Below are 25,550 nucleotides of genomic sequence, written 5' to 3' on the forward strand. Positions count from 1 at the left end.
GGATTAATTATTCAGGGCGTAAATATAAATGACGAATCAAGAAGCGGCCAACCAGCGTTATTTTCGTTATTGGGGCAAAGCTGGTCAATCCTCTGAGATAGCGACAGGGGATGATTACCATTTATTGCCTTATCATTGTCTTGATGTGGCTGCCTGTGGTTATTGGTTGGTAAAAAATAATTATTTTCAGGCCAATAATCTGTTCTCTGAACTAAAATTGACGGATGAAACAGGCGCGCAGTGGTTTGCCTATTTTCTGGCGTGGCATGATATCGGAAAATTTGCCCGCGGTTTTCAACAGAAATATAGCAATCCTGATTCGCCATTGGTGAAAAATGCGGGTCAGGCCGCTTCTGCCAGACATGATTCATTAGGATTTTGGCTGTGGCAATATCGGGACGATATCCCACGGATTTTTCCTTTTGGTGAGATTTCTCGTTACGAGAAAAAAACGCTGGATATCTGGCTGAACATCGTGACCGGACACCACGGCAAGCCGCCGGAGAGCGGCGTTAAGGGAAAACTTGCTTTCCACCCGGATGATTATCTGGCAGTAGGTGAGTATCTTTCTGATTTAGCAAATGTATTTCCATTTTCATCCGCTTTCCCCACTCTGTTCTCTGATAAGGTTTGGCAGGCGACGCTTAAGCAACAAAGCTGGGCGCTTGCCGGGCTGACGGTGCTTGCTGACTGGCTTGGATCGCGTCAACAGGATTTTCACTATCGCAGCGACCCGATGCCGCTAAGCGATTATTGGCAACATTATGCGTTGCCGACGGCGGCAACAGTGGTATCACATTTACCGCGCACGCCTTCTCCGTCTGCTTTTCAACATATCCAGCAGTTATTTCCGTTTATTCAGCAGCCGACGCCGCTACAACAGCAGGCGCTGGAGGTGACTATTTCCGCTGTCGGGCCACAACTTTTTATTCTGGAAGATGTTACCGGCGCGGGAAAAACCGAAGCCGCAATGGTCCTGGCGCATCGATTGATGGCGCAGCAGAAAGGCAGCGGCATTTATGTCGCTTTACCGACCATGGCGACAGCCAATGCCATGTATCAACGGCTTGCTGCGGCATACCGGGCGTTGTATCAGCCGGAGTTACCGCCGTCGCTGATGCTGGCGCACGGCGCGCGCCATATGTCGTCCGCTTTTAGGCAATCTCTGTGGGACGGTGAAAGTCAGGGGCAGACGCAGTACGACAAGGAAGAGCGCGCCGCCAGTGAAGATTGCAACATCTGGTTTGCCGATTCACGCAAAAAAGCGCTGCTGGCGGATGTCGGGGTAGGTACGCTCGATCAGGCGCTGATGGCGGTGATGCCGTTTCGCCATCAGTCGCTGCGCGTACTGGGGCTACAGCATAAGATCCTTATTCTGGATGAAGTCCACGCCTATGATGCTTATATGAGCAAGCTCATTGAGCATCTGATTGGTTTCCATGCCCGCGGTGGCGGAAGTGTGATCATCCTGAGCGCGACCTTGCCGCTGAGTTTGCGTGACAGGCTAACGCAGGCTTTCCTGCTCGGCATCGGATGTGACGCGGGATCATGGCAACCCGATCCCGACGCGAGTTATCCGTGGCTGACGCAGGTGAACCGAGAAGGATTGCAGGAAACGGCGCTGGCAACACGCTCGGAAGTGAAACGGGAAGTGAGCGTCGGCTGGCTGACGCTAAGGGAGCAAGGGATTGAGGTGATCAAAGAGGCGGTGGCGCTCGGTCAGTCGGCCTGCTGGATCAGAAACACGGTGGATGACGCGATTACTCTCTATCGTCAGCTTGTGGCGGAAGGTGTGTCAGCGGATGATATGCTGTTGTTCCATAGCCGCTTTGCTTTCTGCGATCGCATGGCAGTGGAAGAACAGGCATTAAGCTGGTTTGGTAAAGACAGTACGCCGAAGCAGCGTGCAGGCAAGGTATTGATTGCCACGCAGGTGGTCGAACAATCGCTGGATATTGATGTGGATAACATGATAAGCGATCTGGCGCCAATTGATTTGCTGATCCAGCGGGCCGGACGGTTGCAGCGGCACATTCGCTGCCGTGACGGGCGCCGGAAAACGGCAACGGATAACCTGCCGCTGATCGATGAGCGTCCTGCCGCCAGACTGCATATTTTCGCCCCGGAATGGCAACCGCAGGCTGATGCCGACTGGCTGGGCAGCGAACTACGCAACAGCGGTTATGTTTATCCTGATCATGCGTCGCTGTGGCGCACACAGGCTATCCTGCGTCAATGTGGCGTGATCAGAATGCCGGAAGATGCCAGGACATTGATCAACAGTGTGTATGAAGAGCAGATCGCCGCACCCGTCGCGCTGGAGGCTATCGCCAACAAGGTGCTGGGGGAACAATATGGCCAGCGATCGATTGCCGGACAGTCATCACTGGCATTAGCGCCTGGCTATTGTGGCAAATCCAGCGCTTCCGGCTGGAGTGATGCGGTGGACATTTCCACCCGATTAGGGGAAACCCCACGGGATCTTTATCTGGCCCGGATGCCGGAAACAGGAAGCGGCTTGCCTTTGCCTTACGCGCCGCCAGAAGAATTTGCCTGGGAAAAAAGTCGCTTAAAAGTACGGGAAAGCTGGTGGCTGAAACATAAAAAAGCCCTGCCGGTATTGGAAGGGGATGCGCTGGAACGGTTCCGCCAGCAACTGCATCGGCCTTACGCCGAGGTGCTGTTGCTGGGTGAAACGGGAAGTGATGACTTTTACAGCAAAACGGTAGGGCTGAATATTCAGGTTAGGTGATATACCTGACAGGGAAGAGAACAGCCGACAGTTACTAGCTTTGAAGATATTACACATGAGATCAGGTTCTCTATGCTGTGATGTTATTCGTAACAGGCGCTTATTGTGGGTCAATCAGGTTGATCAATTTCAAAATAACATCTTGTGTGAGCACATCTTCCGCCACCGTTTCAAATGTGGCGCCTCTGGCGATGAGATCGACCGCCTGAGCCTGATGGCATAGGACAACACCGCGTAAATCACCGCGATCCGTATCCATTGGGGTAACCGCGACTGTCACTCCAGCGGAACGAGCAGCTTCAGCTTTGGTTGAGATAGGGCAGCAAATGGCAACACCTAACGCCACATTCAATGCCTCTTCAGTGATGACGATGCAATAATGATCTCCTTTTAATTCCCGGCCTAAAACGGGATCGGGACTAAAATGCCAAATGTCGCCTTTTTTGGGGATACGCGTTCCAACCATTACCAGTATTCCTTGCCAACCGGTGTAGCATCGGTAAATGCCTTAATGTCTTTGTTAAGGGCTGCGATCTCTTCACTATCAATTTGCGTCAGTAGTTCTTCCACCGTGAATTTGCCACGCGGTTTTCTTTTAGCCGGTTGCAGGTTTATCCCTTCGCCATTGCGTTCAATGGTAATCTCTGTTCCAACTTCCCATCCCAGTTCATTGCCATAATCACGCGGAATAGTGACGATTAGCGCCCCACCTTGCTGGCGAATTTTTACTGTTGACATATTAACCTCGTTGTCGTGCTGCGTTATGGAACAAAGTAGCACTTTGTAGTTATCTGTCAATTAGCCTGTGAGTCGTTCAGCATGGCGTTATTACAGGCTTATAGATAGCAGCGAGGCAAGGAGAGAGTTTTTACTGTGGCGGATTTTGCGAGTGATGCCGCATCCGTGCGGCTTATCCCCACTGACGTGGGGAAGTATGGAGCATTAAACAGAATACTCGGTTTATCCCCGCGTCCGCGGGGAACACTACCAGATAAAGTTTATCATATTAGAAAATTCATATGGTGCATTCAACATTATACTCTTTACGTTTTTTAAACGTCTTTTAAATTATTAAGCTGTTGCCAACACATAGCTGATAAGGCAGTCCAAAAAGCAGTGTTCAGGCAATAGGCACGGAACACGCGCTTAATGGACCGGTTGACACCTTTCATCTTAATAGCGTGTTTCGTATAAATCAAACCACCCTGAAGGGAACACCTATATGCTGTCGTTTGTGTCTATCAAGGTTATCAATACCACTATTTATCAATCCAATGCGGTGCCAACTCCGTCGTGTCTTGCCCCGCTGGAGTCGGCCATCAATCAGAAACGTGATCGGTCTCTCTGGCATAGCTTGTTGAATAAGCTAAAAAATATTGGGTAGTAGTCACGTATAATGAAAAAATCGCCGCACGGAGGCGGCACACTCAGGAGGAATGATGTTTTCATTGATTGAAAGCCAATGGCTGCCTGCTGTACGTGCGAATGGCCGGATTGACAGGATTTCCCCACAGCAATTGACCGACAACGACATTATCGATCTTGCCTGGCCGCGCGCCGATTTTCAGGGAGCGGCCTATCAGCTTCTTATCGGTTTATTACAAACTGCCTATGCGCCTGCCGATGACGAGGCGTGGGAGGATATCTGGGAAGATGGTCTCGGCGATGACTGGCCGCGAGCGCTGATTTCACTGGCGCCCGCGATGCGGTGTGGCCCGCGCAAGCCCGCTTTTATGCAAGACTTCGATACGCTTGTCAGCGACGCGGCGCCGATCGCCGGCTTATTGATTGATGCACCCGGCGGCAATACGCTCAAGCTGAATAAAGATCACTTTATCAAACGCGGCACGGTCAATGCGGTGTGTCCGCACTGTGCGGCGATGGCGTTGTTTACGCTGCAAACCAATGCGCCGTCCGGCGGACAAGGGCACCGCACCGGGATGCGCGGCGGCGGACCGATCACCACGCTGTTAATGCCGGAGGATAGCGGTCTGCCATTGTGGAAAAAACTCTGGATGAATGTCGTTACGCAGGAAGTCATTCCGCCGGGTATCGTTGACGCATCCGTTTTTCCCTGGCTGGCCGCCACGCCGACCAGTGACGGTTCGCATCCGTCGACAACGCCGGAAAACGCTCACCCGTTACAGGCTTACTGGGGAATGCCGCGCCGCATTGAACTGGATTTCACCGCCTTACAGCATGGTGAGTGCGACCTGTGTGGCGATGAATCAATGTCTCTGCTTACTCACTATCGCACCAAAAATTACGGCATCCAGTATGACAGTTGGCGGCATCCTTTGACGCCGTATCGACGAGCGCTGAAAGATGACGCCGCGCCGTTCTTGTCGGTCAAAGGTCAGCCGGGCGGGTTGGCGTATCGTGACTGGCTTGGTCTGATTATCAAGAGCGAGGATAAACTTAACCGAATGTTCCCGGCGACGGTGGTGCAACAGAATGCAAGGCGGGAGGCGTTGCGCAAAACGGGTTTGTGGTGCTTCGGTTATGACATGGACAACATGAAAGCCCGTTGTTGGTATGAACATCGCGTTCCGCTATTGCATGATGCGCTGCGTGGACATCAGGAGGAATTGCAACTGGCGGTGGAACTGGCGCGCGACAGCGTAGGGCTGTTGCGCCAGTCAATCAAGGAAGCCTGGTTTTCACGACCAAAAGATGCAAAGGGCGATTTCAGCGCCATTGACGTCGCTTTCTGGCAGGAAACGCAGCCTGCCTTCATACGGTTTTGTCAGGCGTTGGCGCAAAACGAGACGTCCGCAGCGGCGTTGAAGCGATGGCAGCAGTCGCTTTATCGCTATCTGTTGACGAATTACGACGCCCGCGTATTCACCAACCCGGATGAACATCGCGATCTGGTGGCGGCGGCAAAGATACGTAAAAAATTGACCTCGTTTTTCTATAAGCAAAAAGCGGCACAGAACATTACTCAAATGCAGAGCGGAACGCAGGAGGCACTTTAATGGCGAATACGGCTGATCTTCTGGTGATCGACAACGATGAGGCAAACCGGATTAACCGCTGGTTCGCGGAGTTACAAAACCGTCATAACCCAGCGTATAACGGTCGTGCGCGACGGGCGCAACTGCGTCGCGCCAACGGACCCTATGGCGTATTGATCTATGAGGGATATCACGATCTGGCGGCACGGCTGAGCCGGCAATTGACCAATGAAACCCGCATTCTGGCGCTGTCCATTTTTGTTTCCGTCGCGGCGCATGCGGCAAAAAATACCGCGTCGCCTCCCGGCGATAAAAGGAGTTTTGCCGCGCAACTTGGCATGAAAACGAAAGGCAGCGATCGTCCTTATCTTTCCCCGCTGCGTTTTGAGCGGCTGCAACGGGCGGCGACGCCGGAAGCGTTATACCGCCAGCTATTGCGCGCCGTGAAAATACGTGGCGAAGACGGCGTGAATTTACCGTCGCTGGCGGACGGCATTTTTCTGTGGGCTGATGAATGGCAGGCGCGTCAGGAAAATCGTGCGCCTATCCATCCGCTGCGCCGTAACGCGGTGCGCTGGGCGTGTGAGTATGCCCAGGTCTCGCAGGATCCAGCAATAGAAGATCAAACGCACACAGTAGCACCATCAGACAAGGAATAACCGATGACGACTTTTATTCAGCTTCACTTCTTAACCGCCTATCCTTCCTCCAATCTGAACCGTGATGATGCGGGGCGCCCGAAAACCGCGATTATCGGCGGCGTTGAGCGTCTGCGCGTCTCCTCACAAAGCCTGAAACGCGCCTGGCGCACTTCCGACGTATTTGAGGATGCGCTCGGCGGATACATCGGCACCCGCAGCCGTCGTCTGGGACGGGAAGTCTACGGCAAACTCACGGCGGCAGGGCTGAGCGAAAAGCTGGCGGATAAAGCGGCGCAGAGCATTGCCGCGCAGTTCGGCAAACTTAAAAAAGAAGAAAAGGAGAGTAAGGACCCGCTGGAGAAGTATGAGATTGAGCAGTTGGCGCACCTCAGCGTGCAGGAAAGGGTGCAGATCGACCAGTTGATTGTTCGTCTGGCGGCAGAATCGCGTGAACCCACCAGCGAAGAGTTGGCGCTGCTGCGCAAAGACGTCACCAGCGTTGATATTGCGCTGTTTGGCAGGATGCTGGCGTCTCAACCTGCTTTTAATGTCGAAGCGGCCTGTCAGGTGGCGCATGCGCTGGGCGTCAGCGCGGTAACGATCGAAGATGACTTCTTTACCGCGGTGGATGACCTGAATATGGCGGAAGACAGCGGTTCGGCGCATATGGGCGAACAAAGCTTTGGCTCATCGCTATTTTATCAATACCTTTGCATTAATCGCGATCTGCTGATGGAAAACCTGAATAACAATGAGGCGTTGGTGGAACTTACACTGCGCGCACTGGCGGAAACGGCGCTGACCGTCTCGCCGGGCGGTAAACAAAACAGTTTCGCCAGTCGTGCGTATGCTTCTTATGCATTAGTGGAAAAAGGCACCCGGCAGCCGCGTACTTTGTCCGTCGCGTTCTTTAAACCCGTCCGTAGCGACGATCAGGTAAAGGATGCTGTTGATCTGTTGCGTAAGCAAAAGGCCAAATTCGATCATGTTTATGCGCTGGAAAATAGCGGCCAGTCTTATGAACTGGATGTAGAAACGGAAAACGGGTCGCTGAAAGGATTACTGGATTTTATCAGCCGGTAGGAGAGCTATATGGATCACTATCTGGTCTTTCAGATCTACGCCCCACTGGTGTCATGGGGAGAAGCGGCGGTCGGAGAGGTGCGTCATTCGGCCACAGTGCCCAGCCGGTCGGCGTTACTGGGCCTGCTGGCGGCGGCGCTGGGTATCCGGCGTGACGATCATACCGCGTTGCACGCGTTCAACCAACATTACCACATGGCGGTGCGACCCTTGTCGGGGCGTGAAACCTGGCTGAATGATTACCATACAGTACAGATGCCGAAGGAAAACCGCAAAATGCCGCGCCATACCCGGCGCGACGAAGTGCGCCCGGAGGCGGGACAATCGCTGGAAACCATGCTGACCTCGCGCGAGTATCGCTGTGACGCCTATTACCATATTGCTATCAGCGCCACGCCCGGCGCGCCTTACTCGTTGAGCGCGTTACGTGAGGCGTTGTTGTCACCGGTATTTACGCTCTATTTCGGTCGTAAAAGTTGTCCGCCCGCGCTGCCGCTTGCGCCCCATCTGTTTTCTGGCTCGCTGGCCGAGGTCTGGCGACAGGCCAGCCGTGAACCGGCGCTCAACGATCCGGCATTATTGGCCATTAATCATGTTGATGGATTGTGCTATTGGGAGCAGACGATCGACACAGGGCTGACGCCGTCGCAGCGAATATCACGCAATGATCAGCCAGCCGACCGTCGGCGCTGGCAATTCGCTTACCGTATGCAATACGCCGGTGACTGGAAAGGAGAGGAATAATGTATTTTTCCAGAGTAACGCTACGGCTTTCCTCCTTACCGCGCGTCATGGCGGAGAAGCGTCGGCATGCAGGCGGCTATGCCAGTCATCAGTGGCTTTGGCAACTTTTTCCTGAGCAACAACAGCGCCAGTTTCTGTACCGGGAAGAGGCGTGTGAGGCGGAAAGCGCGTTCTACCTGCTGTCCGGGCAACCGCCGCAATCTGACCATAATCTGTTTCGGATAGAAACCAAACCTTATCAACCCCAGTGGCGCAACGGCATGTCGCTGGTGTTTTCGTTGCGGGCTAACCCGGTAGTGACGCGAGACGGGAAGCGCAATGATGTGCTGATGGACGCCCGACAGCAGGGAAAAGCGGCGGGATTGCAGGGGGCGGCGCTCTGGCAGCACCAGCAGCAACGGGCGCGTGACTGGTTGCAGCGACAAGGAGAAAAGTCGGGTTTTGCGATGGCATCGCCGTGTCGGGTCGACGGATATCAGCGCCATTGTCTCAACAAGCCCGGTCAGTCCTCTTCGATTATCTTCAGCAGCGTGGATTATGATGGCGTGTTGAACATCACCGATGCCGAGCGGTTTGCCGAGGCCATTCGGCAGGGGCTGGGGAAAAGCAAAGCGCTGGGGTGCGGGCTGTTGTTGTTGAAACGGGCGTGACACGCGCCATGACAAGGAGGATGGGTTATGTATGTTCCTTTGAACCCGATCCCGTTGAAAGATCGCGTCTCATTGATTTTTCTGCAATATGGACAGATTGACGTCATTGATGGCGCGTTTGTGCTGGTGGATAAAACCGGCGTGCGCACCCATATTCCCGTTGGTTCGGTCGCTTGCATCATGCTGGAGCCGGGCACGCGTGTTTCTCACGCAGCGGTGCGGTTAGCCGCCACGGTGGGGACGTTGCTGGTCTGGGTCGGAGAGGCGGGCGTGCGGCTATATGCAGCCGGACAACCTGGCGGTGCGCGGTCGGATAAACTGCTCTATCAGGCAAAACTGGCGCTGGATCAAGAACTTCGATTGAAGGTGGTACGAAAAATGTTCGAACTGCGATTTGGCGAACCCGCGCCGAGTCGACGTTCCGTTGATCAACTCAGAGGCATTGAAGGCGCCAGAGTGCGGCAGACATACACGTTATTGGCGCAACAGTACGGCGTAAAGTGGAATGGACGGCGCTATGATCCGAAAGACTGGGCGAGGGGCGACAAAGTTAATCAGTGCATTAGCGCAGCCACTGCGTGTCTGTATGGAATTACGGAAGCGGCGATACTGGCGGCGGGTTATGCACCGGCTATCGGATTTGTCCACAGCGGCAAGCCGCTCTCTTTCGTGTATGACATTGCCGATATCATCAAGTTTGACGGCGTGGTTCCCAAAGCTTTTGAGATTGCGGCACGCAATCCTGCTGAACCTGATCGTGAAGTTCGTCTCGCCTGTCGCGATATTTTTCGCAGCCAGAAAACGCTTGGCAAACTAATCCCTTTGATTGAAGAGATCCTCATGGCAGGGGGGATTACACCGCCGTTGCCGCCGAATGATGCACAGCCGCCAGCCATCCCGGAGCCAAAACCGTTTGGCGACAGCGGACATCGGGGAAATAGCTAAATGAGCATGCTGATGGTGGTAACGGAAAATGTTCCGCCGCGCTTGCGAGGGCGTCTGGCGATTTGGCTGCTGGAGGTACGGGCGGGTGTTTATGTCGGTGATACATCGCAGCGGGTGAGAGAGATGATCTGGCAGCAGATTATTGAATTAACCGAACAAGGTAATGTCGTGATGGCGTGGGCGACCAATACTGAATCTGGGTTCGAGTTTCAAACCTGGGGAGAAAATCGTCGCATGCCGGTGGATCTGGAAGGATTGCGGTTAGTGTCCTTTTCACCCATTGATAATCAATGAGTTAACGTTCTTTAATAATCAGGAAAGATTGGTAGATTTTATTACTATGAAAAACGCTTTATAAAACAATAGTCTATTTTTAGAGTGTTCCCCGCGTCCGCGGGGATAAACCGGATTTTGTAGGCCTCTTGATCAATATGCATGAGTGTTCCCCGCGTCCGCGGGGATAAACCGGTCATGGATGCATGGGGATTCAGACTGATGACGTGTTCCCCGCGTCCGCGGGGATAAACCGCACCTTCCCAAATCCACGCATAGTCTGCGTAGGTGTTCCCCGCGTCCGCGGGGATAAACCGATTACCAGTAGGTAAATAACCCATAGGTATTGGTGTTCCCCGCGTCCGCGGGGATAAACCGGGAGCGATACCCCGACTGTAGCCAGATACTCTTGTGTTCCCCGCGTCCGCGGGGATAAACCGGGTGTTGCGTGGGGTGAATTTCGTTTTGCAGCGTGTTCCCCGCGTCCGCGGGGATAAACCGGGATACCCCTCGTAGCTCACGCCCCACGATCGGTGTTCCCCGCGTCCGCGGGGATAAACCGCATCTTTTCCGCCGCAAAATCAAAGCGCTGCGGTGTTCCCCGCGTCCGCGGGGATAAACCGGAACAGCGCCAGGCAATGGCTGAATTCAAGATGTGTTCCCCGCGTCCGCGGGGATAAACCGTTAGGGCATATTCCTCATACTGTGGCATCAATGTGTTCCCCGCGTCCGCGGGGATAAACCGGGTTCCTTCGTGATGTTCCTGTAGTCGCACGCGTGTTCCCCGCGTCCGCGGGGATAAACCGAGTCATCAGGATTATTTTCGGCATAGTCCATTGTGTTCCCCGCGTCCGCGGGGATAAACCGGTGTGATGATGAACGCAAAAGAGTTTAACCGGGTGTTCCCCGCGTCCGCGGGGATAAACCGAACGAGCTCTGTCGAATAGTAAAACTGTCTATGTGTTCCCCGCGTCCGCGGGGATAAACCGACGACGAGATCAGGAAAACCATTCGCGCCAGAGTGTTCCCCGCGTCCGCGGGGATAAACCGAATTTGGGAAGCATGGGGGAACGTTGATGAGCGTGTTCCCCGCGTCCGCGGGGATAAACCGAAATACTTTTTGGTTCCCCGGTAAATCAGATTGTGTTCCCCGCGTCCGCGGGGATAAACCGGCTATAGCTTTTCTTGCGTTGACTCGATAACCGTGTTCCCCGCGTCCGCGGGGATAAACCGTTATTTCACCCACTGGATGCCACTCCCGCCTGGTGTTCCCCGCGTCCGCGGGGATAAACCGATTTTGCGGCGGAGATATTGACTACACGCTGCGTGTTCCCCGCGTCCGCGGGGATAAACCGGTTCATGGCGAAATCGTGGCTAACGCACTGTCGTGTTCCCCGCGTCCGCGGGGATAAACCGGGGCTAGCGTCGGCGATTTGCTCGAACAGCAAGTGTTCCCCGCGTCCGCGGGGATAAACCGAGGAATATTCGCTGCTCAACGGTGACATTAACGTGTTCCCCGCGTCCGCGGGGATAAACCGACATTTTCAGTGTCGATCCGGTAGTGTCCACTGTGTTCCCCGCGTCCGCGGGGATAAACCGCTCACGCTTACGCCGTCGCCGGAAACCCGCGTGTGTTCCCCGCGTCCGCGGGGATAAACCGACGACGAGATCAGGAAAACCATTCGCGCCAGAGTGTTCCCCGCGTCCGCGGGGATAAACCGAATGTCGGACTCGGAACGCTTAACTTTTTGCGGTGTTCCCCGCGGACGCGGGGATAAACCGCGGCAGCGGGGAAATATCGGACTAGTGGCCGTGTGTTCCCCGCGTCCGCGGGGATAAACCGGCGGCAGTAATGGCGGAGTAGTGGTTAACGTTGTGTTCCCCGCGTCCGCGGGGATAAACCGTGGCCGTAGATGTAAACGGGCGGCAATACATTGTGTTCCCCGCGTCCGCGGGGATAAACCGTAATCGAACCCAATATCTCCGTATGAATCAGCGTGTTCCCCGCGTCCGCGGGGATAAACCATGCAGCGGGATTCTCTACAACTAAGCGGCATGTCTGACGGAAAATCTTGATCCGCCGCATATCTGAACCACTCTTATCAGCAGCGCTAAGGTTGTCCGCGTATAATCTTTGCCCCTTGCTTTCTGATTAATAAACTATCAAATGTTGACCAGATGTATACGCAACCTATTTTCTGATAACGAAGAATTTCTATGCCAATCAGCTTGATTCAGCCAGAACGAACATTGTTCTCTTACCCGCGTTATTGGGCCGCGTGTTACGGTACTGCGCCGTTTTTCCCCATGTCGCGTGAAGAGATGGATCAGCTGGGCTGGGACAGTTGCGATGTGATCGTGGTGACCGGCGATGCCTATGTTGATCATCCGAGTTTTGGGATGGCGATTATCGGACGGATGCTGGAAGCGCAGGGATTTCGCGTCGGCATTATCGCTCAGCCTGACTGGACGTCGAAAAACGATTTTATGCGGCTTGGTCAGCCCAATCTGTTTTTTGGCGTGACTGCCGGAAATATGGATTCGATGATCAACCGTTACACGGCTGATCGCAAATTACGTCATGACGATGCTTATACGCCGGGCAATGTGGGCGGAAAGCGGCCCGATCGGGCAACGTTGGTGTATAGCCAACGTTGTAAAGAGGCCTACCACGAGGTTCCAGTGATCCTGGGCGGCATCGAGGCCAGTCTGCGGCGTATCGCACATTATGATTATTGGTCTGATACCGTGCGGCGTTCAGTACTGGTGGATGCCAAGGCGGATATGTTGGTTTATGGAAACGGCGAACGTCCGTTGGTGGAAGTGGCGCACCGGTTGGCGGCGGGTGAAGCCATAAGCGATATCCATGATGTGCGCAACACCGCGGTGATGCGTAAAACGGCGCTGGTTGGCTGGACTGGCGTTGATTCGACCCGGCTGGATAAGCCCGGTCGCATTGAACCTATCATCAATCCTTACGGCGAAGATTTACCCTGCGTCGTCGGGGAACGGCCTGCGCCGGATGCCGCTCAGCCGATCGCCGTGCGGGCGCCTCGGCCTAAGCCGTGGGAAAAAACCTATGTGCTGTTGCCCTCCTTCGAGAAAGTGAAGGGAGACAAAGTGATGTACGCTCATGCGTCGCGGATATTGCATCACGAAACCAATCCGGGGTGCGCCAGAGCCTTGATGCAAAAGCATGGCGACCGTTACGTCTGGATCAATCCTCCGGCGATCCCGCTCTCAACCGAAGAGATGGATGCGGTGTTTGCGCTGCCGTTTCAGCGGGTTCCGCATCCTTCTTACGGCAATGCGGTTATCCCCGCTTACGATATGATCCGCTTTTCGATCAACATCATGCGCGGGTGCTATGGCGGCTGTTCATTTTGTTCGATCACCGAGCACGAAGGACGGATCATCCAGAGCCGGTCGGAAGCATCGATTGTCAAAGAGATCGAGACGATCCGCGATCATGTACCGGGATTCACCGGCGTTATCTCCGATTTAGGCGGCCCGACGGCGAATATGTATATGTTGCGTTGTCAGTCTCCGCGTGCCGAGCAAAGCTGCCGCCGGGCCTCCTGTGTCTACCCTGAAATCTGTTCTCACATGGACACCAACCATGAGCCGACCATCAAATTATATCGGCGTACCCGCAGCCTGAAAGGGATCAAGAAAATTCTTATCGCCTCCGGCGTCCGTTACGATCTGGCGGTGAAAGATCCGCGATATATCAAAGAACTGGCGGAGCATCATGTGGGGGGATATCTGAAGATTGCGCCAGAGCATACGGAAACCGGGCCGCTGTCAAAAATGATGAAGCCCGGTATGGGAAGCTATCATCGTTTCAAACAGCTTTTTGACAGCTATTCAAAACAGGCGGGAAAACAGCAGTATCTAATCCCCTATTTTATCTCCGCGCATCCGGGAACCCGTGATGAAGATATGGTCAATCTGGCGCTGTGGTTGAAAGAAAATCGTTTCCGGCTGGATCAGGTGCAAAACTTTTATCCTTCTCCATTGGCGAATGCCACTACTATGTATTACAGCGGCAAGAACCCGCTCGGCAAAGTGAACTACAAGAGCGAGGATGTGGTGGTGCCGCGCGGTGAGCGTCAGCGCCGGCTACATAAAGCGCTGCTCCGCTACCATGACCCGGCCAACTGGCCGTTGATCCGCGATGCGTTGAGCGCAATGGGAATGCAACGGCTGATTGGCAACCGGCCTGATTGTCTGGTTCCGGCGGAAAAACCGGGGGAACGCACGGGTTCAGGCGTCAGGGGCAGGTCATCCACTCGCCCTGCGTTGACGCGTTTTGCCGCGCCGGTTACAACGCCGCAACCGGCAGGTAAAAAAGTCGTATCCGGCGGTTCTTCGGCGACGAAAAACCGCAAAACGAATAAAAAATCAGGCCGATCTAATTCTGTTAACCGCGATAAAAAACCGGTCTGATGGCGTTGGCCGCGTTGAATGATCTGTGATGCATTTAACGAGCGCCGCCGTTTCTATGCCATTACCCAGGAGAGCCGATGGAGAACGAAAACGCGCTTGATGCTATCTCCCGTTATCTGAAAAAGCTGCACGTACTGAGCGTATGCGTGGGCGATAATTCGGATTTATGGTGTGCGAGTTGCTTCTATACTTATGATGAACAGCGGGTGGCTTTTTACCTGATGACGGAGTTGCACACCCGTCATGGTGAACTGATGCGCCGGCAGCCTTTGGTCGCCGGGACAGTCAGCGGCCAGCCGAAAAGCGTCATGTTGATTAAAGGCGTGCAGTTTCGGGCGCGGGCCGAGTTGTTGCAGGGAGAGGAGGAACAGCAGGCGAGGGCGCGTTATCACGCCCGCTTCCCGGTGGCCCGCGGCGCACAGGCTCCAGTGTGGCGCTTACAATTAACTGAACTGAAAATGACGGATAACACCCTGGGTTTTGGCAAGAAACGCCATTGGCAACGGACTGAACATGACGCCTGATATTAAAAGAGAGATAACCAGAGGAGTATGTAATGAGCCGGGTATTGCTATTAGGAGCGACGGGGCTGGTAGGACGTGAACTTCTGCAACTTTTAAAAGAAAATCATCGGGTTGAAACGATTTACGCACCCACTCGCAAACCACTGCCTCCGGCTGAAAAATTGGTGAATCCTCATAACGCCGATCTTTCCGTAGCGCTTTCCCAGTTAACTTCTCCCATTGATATCGCGTTTTGTTGCCTTGGTTCCACCATCAAAACGGCAGGAAGCAAACAGGCTTTCCGCGATGTGGATTACACGTTGGTGGTGGACAGCGCAAAGGCTGCACTGGCATTGGGGGCGAAACATCTGCTGGTTGTCAGCGCGCTCAGCGCGAATACGTCTTCACCGTTCTTCTACTCCAGAGTGAAAGGCGAAACGGAGAAATCCTTACAGCAACAAGGCTGGCAACATCTGACGTTAGCGCAACCCGCGTTGCTGCTGGGAGAAAGGGAAGTGCATCGCCCGTTTGAACGTTTCGCCGCACCGCTATTTCGACTGTTTCCGGCCAAATGGCGTGCCATCGAAGGAAAAACCGTGGCCCAGGCGCTTATGAATCAGGCATTTTCTCCTGAACCGAAAGCGCGCGTCACGGTATTGGAGTCTGACCAATTGAGAACTCTGGGCAGGCAGACATCGCTGCAATAGTGACATTATGTTTGGCAATCGCGTGCTGCGGCATCCGGTATGACGACAGAAAGCGGTATCAGCGCAGGTAATGAATGACCTGATTGCTGCTGCCGCGCCAGATTAGCGACGGATCTTTCAGATCCTGCACAAATTTGCCGTCAACCAGTACGTTAATCAGATCCACCACCTGTTGCTGTTCCGCGGTTAGTTCCGCCAGCACATAGCCCGTCCACAGCCAGATATCCTTACCCGGACATTCCGCCCGTATCCGTTTCACCAGTCGCAGAATCTCAGAAATATTTTGCGGGTGGAGCGGATCGCCGCCGGACAGGGAAATGCCTTGCCGGGGGATCACCGTATCCTGTAGATCGGCAATAATCCGATCCTGCATCGCCTGGGTAAAGGGCTGACCGGAGTTAATCCGCCAGGTGCTTTTGTTGTAGCACCCCGCGCATTGGTGCACACATCCGGCGACAAACAGGGTGCAGCGCGTGCCGGGGCCGTTGACCACATCAACCGGGTAATACTGGTGATAATTCATGTGTGTAAAGCCATGTGTATAAAACCATGTATTGAGGAGAGGCCGCGTTCCATGCGGCCTGAAATAATCAACCTAACTGGCCGTTCCCCAGATGCTTGATCCGGCGCTTTACTTCTTCCTGTTTACCGGCGTTGAATGGCCGGGCGTCCGGGCTGCCCAGATAACCGCAAACGCGACGGGTGACAGAAACGCGCGATGAGTCATGATTACCGCATTTCGGGCAGGTGAAGCCCTTGCTGGTGCACTCGAATTCGCCGGTGAAGCCGCATTCGTAGCATTCGTCTATCGGCGTATTGGTGCCGTAGTAGGGTACGCGGGTGTAGCTGTAATCCCAGACGTCTTCCAGCGCTTTCAGGTTGTGTTGCAGGTTAGGGTATTCGCCGTAGCAAATGAACCCGCCATTCGCCAGCGGCGGGTAGGGCGCTTCAAAATCGATCTTCTGGTAAGGATTAACCTTTTTCTCCACGTCCAGATGGAAACTATTGGTATAGTAACCTTTGTCGGTGACGCCCGGTATGACACCGAATTCGGCGGTATCCAGACGGCAGAAACGGTCGCACAGGTTTTCGCTTGGCGTGCTGTACAGGCTGAAGCCATAACCGGTATCCGCTTTCCACTGGTCGGTGGCGGCTTTTAAATGCGCGACGATCGCCACGGCTTTTTCACGCAGTGTTTCACTGTCGAATACATGAACCTGATTGCCGAACAGCGCGTTGATGGTTTCATGCAGGCCGATGTAGCCGAGCGAAATGGACGCGCGCCCATGCTTAAAGATCTCCGCTACGTTGTCGTCTGCTTTTAAGCGCACGCCACAGGCGCCTTCCATATACAGAATCGGCGCGACACGCGCTTTCACGCTCTCCAGTCTGGCGATACGCGTCATCAGCGCTTTTTTCGATAGCGCCAGACGTTGGTCGAGCAGCGTCCAGAAGCGCGTTTCATCCCCGTTGGCTTCCAGCGCGATACGCGGCAGATTGAGGCTGATAACGCCCAGATTGTTGCGGCCATCGTGAATTTGCTCGCCGTTTTCTTCATAGACGCCCAGAAAACTGCGGCAACCCATCGGCGTTTTAAACGAACCGGTGACCTTAACCACCTGATCGTAGTTCAGGATATCGGGGTACATCCGTTTACTGGCGCAGTCCAGCGCCAGTTGTTTGATATCGTAATTCGGATCGCCCGCTTTGTGGTTCAGGCCATCGCGGATGGCAAACACCAGTTTGGGAAAGACCGCGGTTTTGTGGTTTTTGCCCAGCCCGGCAATGCGATTACGCAAAATGGATTGCTGAATCAGACGCGATTCCCAACTTATGCCAAGCCCAAAACCAAAGGTGACGAATGGCGTCTGGCCGTTGGCGGTATGCAGCGTATTGACTTCATATTCCAGCGACTGGAAGGCGTCATAGCACTCTTTTTCCGTGCGGATGCGGGCATAATTGTCGGCATCGGGGATCCGCCATTCGTCGGCGATGGCTTTATGTTTGGCATGACTGGCGGTGACGAATGGCGCCAGAATTTCGTCAATGCGGTTGATGGTGGTGCCGCCATAAATATGGCTGGCGACCTGCGCGATGATTTGCGCGGTCACCGCGGTGGCCGTTGAAATCGATTTCGGCGGTTCGATTTCCGCATTCCCCATTTTGAATCCCTTAGTCAACATGCCGTTCAGATCGATCAGCATGCAGTTAAACATTGGGAAGAAGGGCGAGTAATCGAGATCGTGGTAGTGAATTTCGCCGCGTTCATGGGCCAGCACGACGTCACGCGGCAGAATGTACTGTTTGGCGTAATGTTTGGCGACAATCCCGGCCAGCAGATCGCGTTGCGTCGGGATCACTTTACTGTCTTTGTTGGCGTTTTCGTTGAGCAGCGCCATATTGCTTTGCTCAACCAGCCCCCGGATTTCCTGATTAAGACGCCCCTGCCGCTCGCGTGCCACATCACGGTCATGGCGATACTCGATGTAAGTACGCGCCAACTGCTTATAATTACCGGACATCAGCAGGTTTTCGACGGCGTTCTGAATTTCGTGAATATCGACGCGCGCTTTACCCTGCATCTGTTGAGCGACCGCACAGGCCACGGTTGCGCAGTAATCCGCATCATTAACGCCCGCCGCCTGCGCCGCGCGTTCGACGGCCTCTTTGATGCGAACTTCATCAAAAGGCACCTGACAACCGTCCCGTTTAATCACTACTGGTTTCACGTTTTGTTCCTCTTGCAAGGTTATCCACAGGCGAAAACCGCAACGCGCAAGGGCTGCGGTGGCTGTGGATGATATTGTGGATAAACACTATATATGGGTGATGTTTACAGGATAGACACTATATATTGAATTCGGTGCATGCATATCACCATTTTGTTGATGTAGAGCAAAGAAAATAGCTTATAGGAGAGAATTCGTGCTTGAATAAAATATAACCAATCAGGCGGCGTTAGCAGTGAAGGCCCGGTGCGCACGGCACGGCATGAGGTTATCGTTATTTAGCTATCAAGGCATCTAGACATCCAGATGTGTTTTCAGTAATGTGTGCTTTCTTTTCTATTGATTCGGTAAGGTGATGACGATGGCGGAAAACGTTCTGATTCTGGATGGGGGAATGGGGCGTGAACTGGCGCGTGTCGGGGCGCCGTTTCGTCAGCCTGAGTGGTCGGCATTGGCGTTGATGACGTCGCCGCAGCATGTCCGTCAGGTGCATGACAGCTTTATTGCGGCGGGTGCGCAGGTCATCACCACCAACAGTTACGCGGTAGTGCCTTTTCATATTGGCGATGATGTTTTCTCTGTACGCGGTCGGGAACTGGCTGAACTGGCCGGAAAACTGGCGCGTGAAGCTGCGGACGCCGCAGGCGCCTCGGTGCGGGTGGCGGGTTCGCTGCCGCCAGTGCTGGGGTCCTACCGTCCCGATTTGTTCAAACCTGACGCGGCGGCGCCGATCCTGCGTGTGTTGATCGATGCGCTCAGCCCGTATGTGGATGTGTGGCTGGCGGAAACTCAGGGGTCGCTGGCTGAAGTTGCGCTGGTGCGTAAGCTGCTGGCTGACGACACACGTGAACTGTGGTTATCCTTCACGCTGCAAGATGAAACCGATCAACAGGGGCTGGCGCATTTGCGATCCGGCGAAACAGTCGCCGCCGCCGCGCAAAGCGCGATCCGGCTTGGGGCCAGTAGCCTGCTGTTCAACTGTAGCCGCCCTGAAGTGATGGCGCCCGCGGTGAAGCAGGCCAAATCCGTTCTCCAACAGCAGCAATCCACCATGCGTATTGGCGTGTATGCCAATGCCTTTGAACCGGAAGATAATCAACGCGGGGCCAATGAAGGGTTGAGCCGCCTGAGAACCGATACTCATCCGGCAGGTTATCTGAAACTGGCTGAAGAGTGGGTGGCGCAGGGCGCGACAATGGTAGGCGGTTGTTGCGGCATTGGCCCGGAACATATTGCGTATTTGGCGCGATCGTTTCGTCATCAGGCGTAAAGAGAGACGCTTTCGGCTTATTTTCGCGCATCATACATAATAACCAGACCACCTTATGAATATGGAATAACGAAGGAAATATAACATCATGAATCGCCGTCATTTTATTAAAGGCGCCTGCGCGATTTCCGTTGCTGCCGCGACTGCTGGCTGGCCGTTGGGCGTGCAAGCCGATGAAACGCCGAAAAAAGGCGGGCATCTGATTGTGGGCGTGGACAACGCCTCAAGCACTGACCGCCTTGACCCTGCCTTCTGGTTTGAAACGTATATGTATTTTGTCGGTTCCCAGTTGTTCAATAATCTGGTTGAACTGGATGAAAACGGCGAACTTATCCCCTCGCTGGCCGAATCCTGGAGCAGTGCGGAAGGTGGTCGTGTCTGGGTGTTGAAAATCCGTTCCGGCGTGCAGTTCCATGATGGTCGTTCGTTGACGGCAAAAGATGTGGTTTACTCGCTCAACCACCATCGGGGCGAACAGTCCAGTTCATCGGTAAAAGGTTATCTGGACCCGGTTACGTTGCTGGAAGCCACAGGAACCCATGAAGTGACCATTCGTCTTAACGAGCCGAATGTCGAATTTATTGCGTTATTGAGCGATGTGCATTTCGCCATCACGCCGGAAGATGAATCCTTTGATAAAGGCATCGGCACCGGGGCCTTTATTCTGGACAGTTTCCAGCCGGGGGTGCGCACGCTGGTAAAACGCAACCCTAATCACTGGAACAGCGCTCGCGGTCACGTCGATTCCGTGGAAACGCTGGCGATGAATGATTCAACCGCGCGCGTGGCCGCGCTGGTCAGTGGTTCCGCGCATATCATCAACCGGGTGAATCCGCGCATTGTGGGCCGCATTGAAAAGATGCCGAATCTACAGCTGCTGCGTTCGCGTGACAGCCAGATCTTTACTTTCCCCGGCCTGGGCAACGTTGCGCCGTTTAATTCGCTGGATGGACGTCTGGCGTTGAAATATGCCATCGATCGCCAGCAGATTATTGATACCGTGTTGGGCGGTTACGCCAGCGTAGGCAACGATAACCCCATTTTCCCGTCGAACCGCTATTTCGCCAAAGACATTCCACAACGTCCTTACGATCCTGAGAAGGCCAAATATCACTGGCAGAAAGCCGGATTCAGCGGCCCGCTGGTGTTGTCCGTCGCCGATGCCGGTTTCCCTGGCGCGGTGGATGCCGGTCAACTCTATCAGGCATCCGCGCAACGCGCCGGTATTCCGCTGACAGTGGAGCGCGTGCCGGACGATGCTTTCTGGGATAATGTGTGGATGAAGAAAACCTTCGTGTCTTCCAACTGGTCGATGCGTCCGACCGCCGATGCGCTGCTGTCGCTGGTCTTTACCAGCAAAGCGCCGTGGAATGAGTCTTTCTGGCATGAACCCGCGTTTGACCAACTGGTGCAGTCTGCGCGCGGCGAAGCGAATGAAGATAAACGCCGTCAGATTTACCACGATATTCAACTGATGTTGGTGGAAAAAGGCAGCGAGATCATTCCGTTGTATGCCGATGCGCTGGATGCGTGCAGCAACCGCGTCAAGGGGCTGAAGGCGATCCCCGGCTTCCCGCTGAGCGGCAATCGCGCGGCTGAGAAAGTGTGGCTGGCAAGCTGAATATAGGGATGGTGATGTCAGGTAACGGCTGGTTTTTCAGCGATCGTTTTCCGCTATTGTCCATGATCCTGCGCCGTCTGTTGGCGGGGGGGCTGATGATTGCCGTGGTATCGGCGCTGATTTTCGCCGGTATTCAGTTATTGCCGGGCAATCCGGCGACGGCGATCCTGGGGCAGTCCGCCACGCCGGAAGCGGTGAAGGCGCTGAACTTGCAATTGGGGCTTGATCAAAGCGCGCTATCCCGTTATTTCGATTGGCTGGGCGGGGTATTACAGGGCGATTTCGGGCGGAGCTTCACCAGCCGTCAGGAAATTGCGCCTGTTCTGCTCTCCCGCCTTGATAATTCGTTGTTTCTGGCCGGCGTTGCCGCGCTGGTCGCGGTGCCGCTGGCCTTGCTGATCGGTTTTCTTTCCGTGCGCTATCAGGGGAGTTGGCTCGATCAGTTCTTAAGTCTGGTCACTCGTACCGCGGTGGCGCTGCCGGAGTTCTTTTCTGGCTATCTTCTGATCCTTATTTTCTCTATCACGCTGTTCTGGTTGCCCAGTAACAGCAATGTGAGCGACGGCATGCCGTTGTCATCACGGCTGACCGCGATAGCCTTGCCGGGCATCACGCTGGTGCTGGCGGTGCTGGGGCATATGAGCAACATGACCCGCGCGGCGCTCATCAACGCGCAAAATGCCGCCTATGTTGATACTGCGTTGCTGAAAGGCATTTCGCCTTCCGGTATTTTGCTGCGTCATGTGCTGCCGAATGCCTGGGGGCCGATTATCAATGTGATCGTACTGAATCTGGCTTACCTGATGGTTGGCGTCGTGATTGTGGAAAACGTCTTCGTTTATGCCGGACTGGGACAGTATATGGTCGATGGCATCAGCAAGCGCGATATGCCGGTCATCCAGGGGTGTGCGCTGGTGCTGGCGGCGATTTATATCTTGCTCAATCTCCTGGCGGATGTGGTGGCGCTTTGCGCCAACCCGCGCTTGCGGCATGCGCGCTGATTGCCGTGATAGAGGCAAACCCTGCGTGAAAATAAAATATGTTTAAAATACATTATGTTAATAAAAGTGGGTTCGACTGAATGCCTGCGATAAAACCTTCGGCGTTGCTCGGTCTGTCAGGCGTGAGCGTTTTTGTTTTGGTGGCGTTGCTAGCGCCGTGGCTTGCCCCGTATCCGGCGGAGCAGGTGATCGGCGGCGCCTGGCTGGGGCCAATGGATAACGCGTTGCTGGGAACGGACAATCTGGGCAGGGATCTGTTCTCCCGTTTGATCTGGGGGACGCGCACTTCGCTGACGGTTACCGCGCTGGCGGCGCTGCTGGCCTTTGCGTCGGGGACGTTGTTGGGGTTTCTGGCGGGGGTGCGCGGCGGTTGGGTGGATCAACTGATCTCCCGCGTGAATGATGTATTGATGGCGATCCCGACACTGATTCTGGCGCTGGTGGTGTTGGCGATGTTGCCGAAGAGCACCCTGATCATCATTCTGGTGCTGGGATTGCTTGAAGCCACGCGGGTCTTGCGGGTGGCGCGCGCACTGGCGGTGGACATCGCCGCCCAGGAATTTATTGAAGTGGCGCGGATGCGCGGTGAATCCATGCGCTGGATCCTGTGGCGGGAAATCCTGCCTAACGCACTGACTACGCTGGTGGCCGAGTTTGCCATGCGTTTTATTTTCATCCTGCTGTTTCTTTCCGCGTTGTCATTTCTCGGCATGGGCATCCAGCCGCCGACGGCGGATTGGGGCGGGCTGGCGCGCGACAATAAAGACGGCATCCTGTTCGGCGTTTGGGCGGCGCTGGTGCCGGGGGCGGCGATTGCGCTGCTGGCGCTTTCGCTGAATGCGGTGGCCGACGGATTGCTGGGCCGTAATGAACGCCGCTGGCGGGGGGGCCGACATGGTTGATTTACTACGTGTTGAGCGACTGTGCGTCGTCGCAGGCGACCAGACGCTGGTGCAGGATATTTCCTTTAGCCTGAAAAAAGGCGAAGTGCTGGGTCTGATTGGTGAATCCGGCGCCGGGAAATCGACTATCGGCCAGGCTATTCTTGGTCATTGTCGTCATGGCATGCGGATTCAGCACGGCAATATCTGGTTTCAGGACACTGATCTGGCGGTGTGCTCAGAGCGGCAACGGCGCAAAATACGCGGCAGCCGCATCGCTTATGTGGCGCAGTCCGCCAGCGCTGCGTTCAATCCGGCGCAAACCATCGGCGAACAGGTGATGGAAGCCGCCGTGCGTCATCGTATTTTATCGCGTCAGCAGGCGACCGAACGGGCGCTGACGTTGTTCGCGCAGCTTTCCCTGCCGGAACCGGCGGTGTTTTTCAAACGCTATCCGCATCAGGTATCTGGCGGACAACTTCAACGTGCGATGATCGCCATGGCGATGTGCGCCGGGCCTGAATTGATTATCTTTGATGAACCGACTACGGCGCTGGATGTCACCACCCAGTTAGGGGTACTGAGCGCGATTGACGATATTATTCGTTTAACCGGTGTCGCCGCGCTGTATATCAGCCACGATCTGGCGGTGGTGGCCCAACTTAGTCACCGTATTATGGTGTTGCGGCACGGTCGTCAGGTGGAAGCGGGCGAAACGCGGCAATTGCTGGCGCAGCCCAGAGAAGCGTACACGCGGCAATTGTTGCAGGTAAGGAGCCGTCATAAGCCGCGCCAATCCCCGTTGGACGACGCCTTGCTGGATATCCGCGCAGTCAGTGCTCACTATGGCCGTCAGCGTGTACTGGAGTCGATTTCCCTGCGGCTCAGCCGTGGCCGCACCCTGGCGGTCATCGGCGAGTCCGGTTCGGGAAAATCGACGCTGGGCCGCGCGGTGTGCGGCCTTACCTCGCCAACCGATGGCGACATTGTACTCAATGGCGAGCGCCTGCCCGCTCGATTGGCGCAACGCACCGGTCGGCATTTGCAATCCATACAAATGATTCATCAACATCCTGATACGGCGTTGAATCCGCGTTTGACGGTCGGCATGCAAATTGAACGCGTCATCGTCTGCCTGACGGATTTACCCGCCGCACAACGGCGAGCGCGTGTTGATGATTTGCTCCATCAGGTTGGATTGCCGGTGACGATTGCCGAACGCTATCCCCCCTCGCTTTCCGGCGGTCAGAAGCAGCGCGTTTGCATCGCTCGTGCGCTGGCGGCGTCCCCGGCGGTGATTGTCTGCGATGAACCGACATCGGCGCTGGATCCGCTGGTGGCTCGTGATGTTCTGGCGTTACTGGCACAGATTCAGCAGGAGACGGGCGTCTCTTATCTGTTTATCACTCATGATCTGCATGTTGTCCGGGAAATCGCGGACAGCGTGGCGGTATTGAGAAACGGGCGGATTATTCGTCAAGGCGCGGTGGACGAGACGTTGTCGCCGCCGCTGGATGATTACACCCAGCGGCTATTGCAGGCCGTACCGGAAATGCGTTGCGGCTGGCTACAGGAAGCGATGGCCGCAGTGGATGCGTAACCCGGCTATTTTGATACTACCGGGAAAGGAGGAAGCTGACGGAATGTGTTCAGTAATCCTTCCGACCATGCTTTGCGGATAGTGGCGAAATAGGGGTTATTTTCGGTGATGCGCTGTTGTTCGCTGATATCAAAGCTGTTATTGCGATAAATCATCACATCCAGCGGTAGCCCGACGGAGAGGTTGCTGCGCAGGGTGGAATCGATGGAAATTAATGCGCAACACATGGCATGCTCCAGCGGCGTATCCATACTCAGTACCCGATCGATAATTGGTTTGCCGTATTTGCTTTCGCCGATTTGGAAATAAGGCGTGTCGCGGGTGGTTTCGATGAAGTTGCCTTCTGGGTAAATATGAAACAAGCGCGGGACTTCATCGCCAATTTGACCGCCGAGCAGCAGATTGCAGCCAAAGTTGGTATTGCTGCCGTTTTGCTGCGCGCTGCTGTCGCGCTGGATCACCTCACGCACGGTATCTCCCAGCAGCGTGGCGGCGTCATACAGGGTCGTGACCTGCATCAGGTTCGGCGTATGTTGCGCGTCGATACGGGCGCTGAGCAGGCTGATGATACTCTGCGTGGTGGCCAGATTACCGGCACACTGGATCACTAACACCCGTTCGCCTGCCTGATGAAAAACATGCAGTTTTTTGAACGTTGCAATGTGATCGACGCCCGCGTTGGTGCGAGAGTCTGAAGCAAAAACCAAACCGTCGGACAGACGCATGGCCACACAGTACGTCATA

General features: G+C 54.8%; 21 protein-coding genes and 1 CRISPR repeat array. Of the genes, 16 read left to right on the forward strand and 5 right to left on the reverse strand.

Annotated features, from left to right (window positions below):
• The first annotated feature begins 28 nt into the window (after positions 1 to 28).
• Positions 29 to 2,752, forward strand: a complete 2,724-nt coding sequence (gene cas3 / locus NC856_RS12705; RefSeq protein WP_264090799.1) for a CRISPR-associated helicase Cas3' — start codon at positions 29 to 31, stop codon at positions 2,750 to 2,752.
• A gap of 100 nt (positions 2,753 to 2,852) precedes the next feature.
• Here cas3 and NC856_RS12710 read toward each other — a convergent pair whose 3' ends face one another.
• Together NC856_RS12710 and NC856_RS12715 are read right to left on the reverse strand one after the other, a co-directional pair.
• Positions 2,853 to 3,218, reverse strand: coding sequence for a type II toxin-antitoxin system PemK/MazF family toxin (locus NC856_RS12710; RefSeq protein WP_264090800.1), 366 nt, complete (start codon positions 3,216 to 3,218; stop codon positions 2,853 to 2,855).
• Positions 3,218 to 3,490: an AbrB/MazE/SpoVT family DNA-binding domain-containing protein gene (locus tag NC856_RS12715; RefSeq protein WP_264090801.1), complete on the reverse strand. Its 273-nt coding sequence runs from the start codon at positions 3,488 to 3,490 to the stop codon at positions 3,218 to 3,220. The genes NC856_RS12710 and NC856_RS12715 overlap by 1 nt, the downstream gene beginning before the upstream one ends.
• 701 nt (positions 3,491 to 4,191) lie before the next feature.
• Here NC856_RS12715 and casA point away from each other — a divergent pair.
• From casA to NC856_RS12765, 10 genes are all read left to right on the forward strand, one after another.
• Positions 4,192 to 5,730, forward strand: coding sequence for a type I-E CRISPR-associated protein Cse1/CasA (casA, locus tag NC856_RS12720; RefSeq protein WP_264090802.1), 1,539 nt, complete (start codon positions 4,192 to 4,194; stop codon positions 5,728 to 5,730).
• Positions 5,730 to 6,368 (forward strand): type I-E CRISPR-associated protein Cse2/CasB, encoded by a 639-nt coding sequence (gene casB, locus NC856_RS12725; protein WP_264090803.1) that lies wholly within the window; start codon positions 5,730 to 5,732, stop codon positions 6,366 to 6,368. The genes casA and casB overlap by 1 nt, the downstream gene beginning before the upstream one ends.
• Positions 6,369 to 6,371: 3 nt before the next feature.
• Complete coding sequence (gene cas7e / locus NC856_RS12730; RefSeq protein WP_264090804.1) at positions 6,372 to 7,433, forward strand: type I-E CRISPR-associated protein Cas7/Cse4/CasC; 1,062 nt, start codon at positions 6,372 to 6,374, stop codon at positions 7,431 to 7,433.
• 9 nt (positions 7,434 to 7,442) lie between these two features.
• The gene (gene cas5e, locus NC856_RS12735; protein ID WP_264090805.1) at positions 7,443 to 8,177 is read left to right on the forward strand and encodes a type I-E CRISPR-associated protein Cas5/CasD; all 735 of its coding nucleotides are present in this window, start codon (positions 7,443 to 7,445) and stop codon (positions 8,175 to 8,177) included.
• Complete coding sequence (gene cas6e / locus NC856_RS12740; RefSeq protein ID WP_264090806.1) at positions 8,177 to 8,827, forward strand: type I-E CRISPR-associated protein Cas6/Cse3/CasE; 651 nt, start codon at positions 8,177 to 8,179, stop codon at positions 8,825 to 8,827. The genes cas5e and cas6e overlap by 1 nt, the downstream gene beginning before the upstream one ends.
• Before the next feature lie 27 nt (positions 8,828 to 8,854).
• Positions 8,855 to 9,772, forward strand: a complete 918-nt coding sequence (gene cas1e / locus NC856_RS12745; RefSeq protein ID WP_264090807.1) for a type I-E CRISPR-associated endonuclease Cas1e — start codon at positions 8,855 to 8,857, stop codon at positions 9,770 to 9,772.
• A complete protein-coding gene (gene cas2e / locus NC856_RS12750; protein WP_264090808.1) occupies positions 9,773 to 10,066 on the forward strand; it encodes a type I-E CRISPR-associated endoribonuclease Cas2e in 294 nt (97 codons plus the stop codon).
• Between the two features lie 84 nt (positions 10,067 to 10,150).
• Positions 10,151 to 12,071: direct repeats of the CRISPR family, unit length 29 nt; unit sequence GTGTTCCCCGCGTCCGCGGGGATAAACCG.
• A 191-nt stretch (positions 12,072 to 12,262) separates the two neighbouring features.
• Complete coding sequence (locus NC856_RS12755; RefSeq protein ID WP_264090809.1) at positions 12,263 to 14,494, forward strand: YgiQ family radical SAM protein; 2,232 nt, start codon at positions 12,263 to 12,265, stop codon at positions 14,492 to 14,494.
• 77 nt (positions 14,495 to 14,571) lie between these two features.
• Positions 14,572 to 15,018 carry a YhbP family protein gene (locus tag NC856_RS12760; protein ID WP_264090810.1) on the forward strand — a complete coding sequence of 149 codons (447 nt, stop codon included), beginning with the start codon at positions 14,572 to 14,574 and terminating at the stop codon, positions 15,016 to 15,018.
• A gap of 32 nt (positions 15,019 to 15,050) precedes the next feature.
• Positions 15,051 to 15,704, forward strand: a complete 654-nt coding sequence (locus tag NC856_RS12765) for an NAD(P)H-binding protein (RefSeq protein WP_264090811.1) — start codon at positions 15,051 to 15,053, stop codon at positions 15,702 to 15,704.
• 58 nt (positions 15,705 to 15,762) lie between these two features.
• On the opposite strand, the gene nrdG is transcribed toward NC856_RS12765, so the two are convergent.
• Positions 15,763 to 16,227, reverse strand: coding sequence for an anaerobic ribonucleoside-triphosphate reductase-activating protein (nrdG, locus tag NC856_RS12770; RefSeq protein WP_264090812.1), 465 nt, complete (start codon positions 16,225 to 16,227; stop codon positions 15,763 to 15,765).
• 67 nt (positions 16,228 to 16,294) lie between these two features.
• Positions 16,295 to 18,433 (reverse strand): anaerobic ribonucleoside-triphosphate reductase, encoded by a 2,139-nt coding sequence (gene nrdD, locus NC856_RS12775; RefSeq protein ID WP_264090813.1) that lies wholly within the window; start codon positions 18,431 to 18,433, stop codon positions 16,295 to 16,297.
• 361 nt (positions 18,434 to 18,794) lie between these two features.
• Here nrdD and NC856_RS12780 point away from each other — a divergent pair, with 361 nt between their 5' ends.
• The 5 genes from NC856_RS12780 (at position 18,795) to NC856_RS12800 (ending at position 24,806) form a co-directional block, all read left to right on the forward strand.
• The gene (locus NC856_RS12780) at positions 18,795 to 19,703 is read left to right on the forward strand and encodes a homocysteine S-methyltransferase family protein (RefSeq protein WP_264090814.1); all 909 of its coding nucleotides are present in this window, start codon (positions 18,795 to 18,797) and stop codon (positions 19,701 to 19,703) included.
• A gap of 88 nt (positions 19,704 to 19,791) precedes the next feature.
• Positions 19,792 to 21,324 (forward strand): ABC transporter substrate-binding protein, encoded by a 1,533-nt coding sequence (locus NC856_RS12785; protein ID WP_264090815.1) that lies wholly within the window; start codon positions 19,792 to 19,794, stop codon positions 21,322 to 21,324.
• A 14-nt stretch (positions 21,325 to 21,338) separates the two neighbouring features.
• Positions 21,339 to 22,325 carry an ABC transporter permease gene (locus NC856_RS12790; protein ID WP_264090816.1) on the forward strand — a complete coding sequence of 329 codons (987 nt, stop codon included), beginning with the start codon at positions 21,339 to 21,341 and terminating at the stop codon, positions 22,323 to 22,325.
• An 80-nt stretch (positions 22,326 to 22,405) separates the two neighbouring features.
• On the forward strand, positions 22,406 to 23,227 hold the full coding sequence (locus tag NC856_RS12795; protein WP_264090817.1) for an ABC transporter permease: 822 nt from the start codon (positions 22,406 to 22,408) through the stop codon (positions 23,225 to 23,227).
• Complete coding sequence (locus NC856_RS12800) at positions 23,220 to 24,806, forward strand: ABC transporter ATP-binding protein (RefSeq protein ID WP_264090818.1); 1,587 nt, start codon at positions 23,220 to 23,222, stop codon at positions 24,804 to 24,806. Before NC856_RS12795 ends, NC856_RS12800 begins: the two co-directional genes overlap by 8 nt.
• Positions 24,807 to 24,811: 5 nt before the next feature.
• On the opposite strand, the gene NC856_RS12805 is transcribed toward NC856_RS12800, so the two are convergent.
• Positions 24,812 to 25,549, reverse strand: a complete 738-nt coding sequence (locus tag NC856_RS12805; protein ID WP_264090819.1) for a proteasome-type protease — start codon at positions 25,547 to 25,549, stop codon at positions 24,812 to 24,814.
• Position 25,550: the final 1 nt, after the last annotated feature.

The organism is Brenneria izbisi (assembly GCF_025840185.1).
GTDB classification, from domain to species: Bacteria; Pseudomonadota; Gammaproteobacteria; order Enterobacterales; family Enterobacteriaceae; genus Brenneria; species Brenneria izbisi.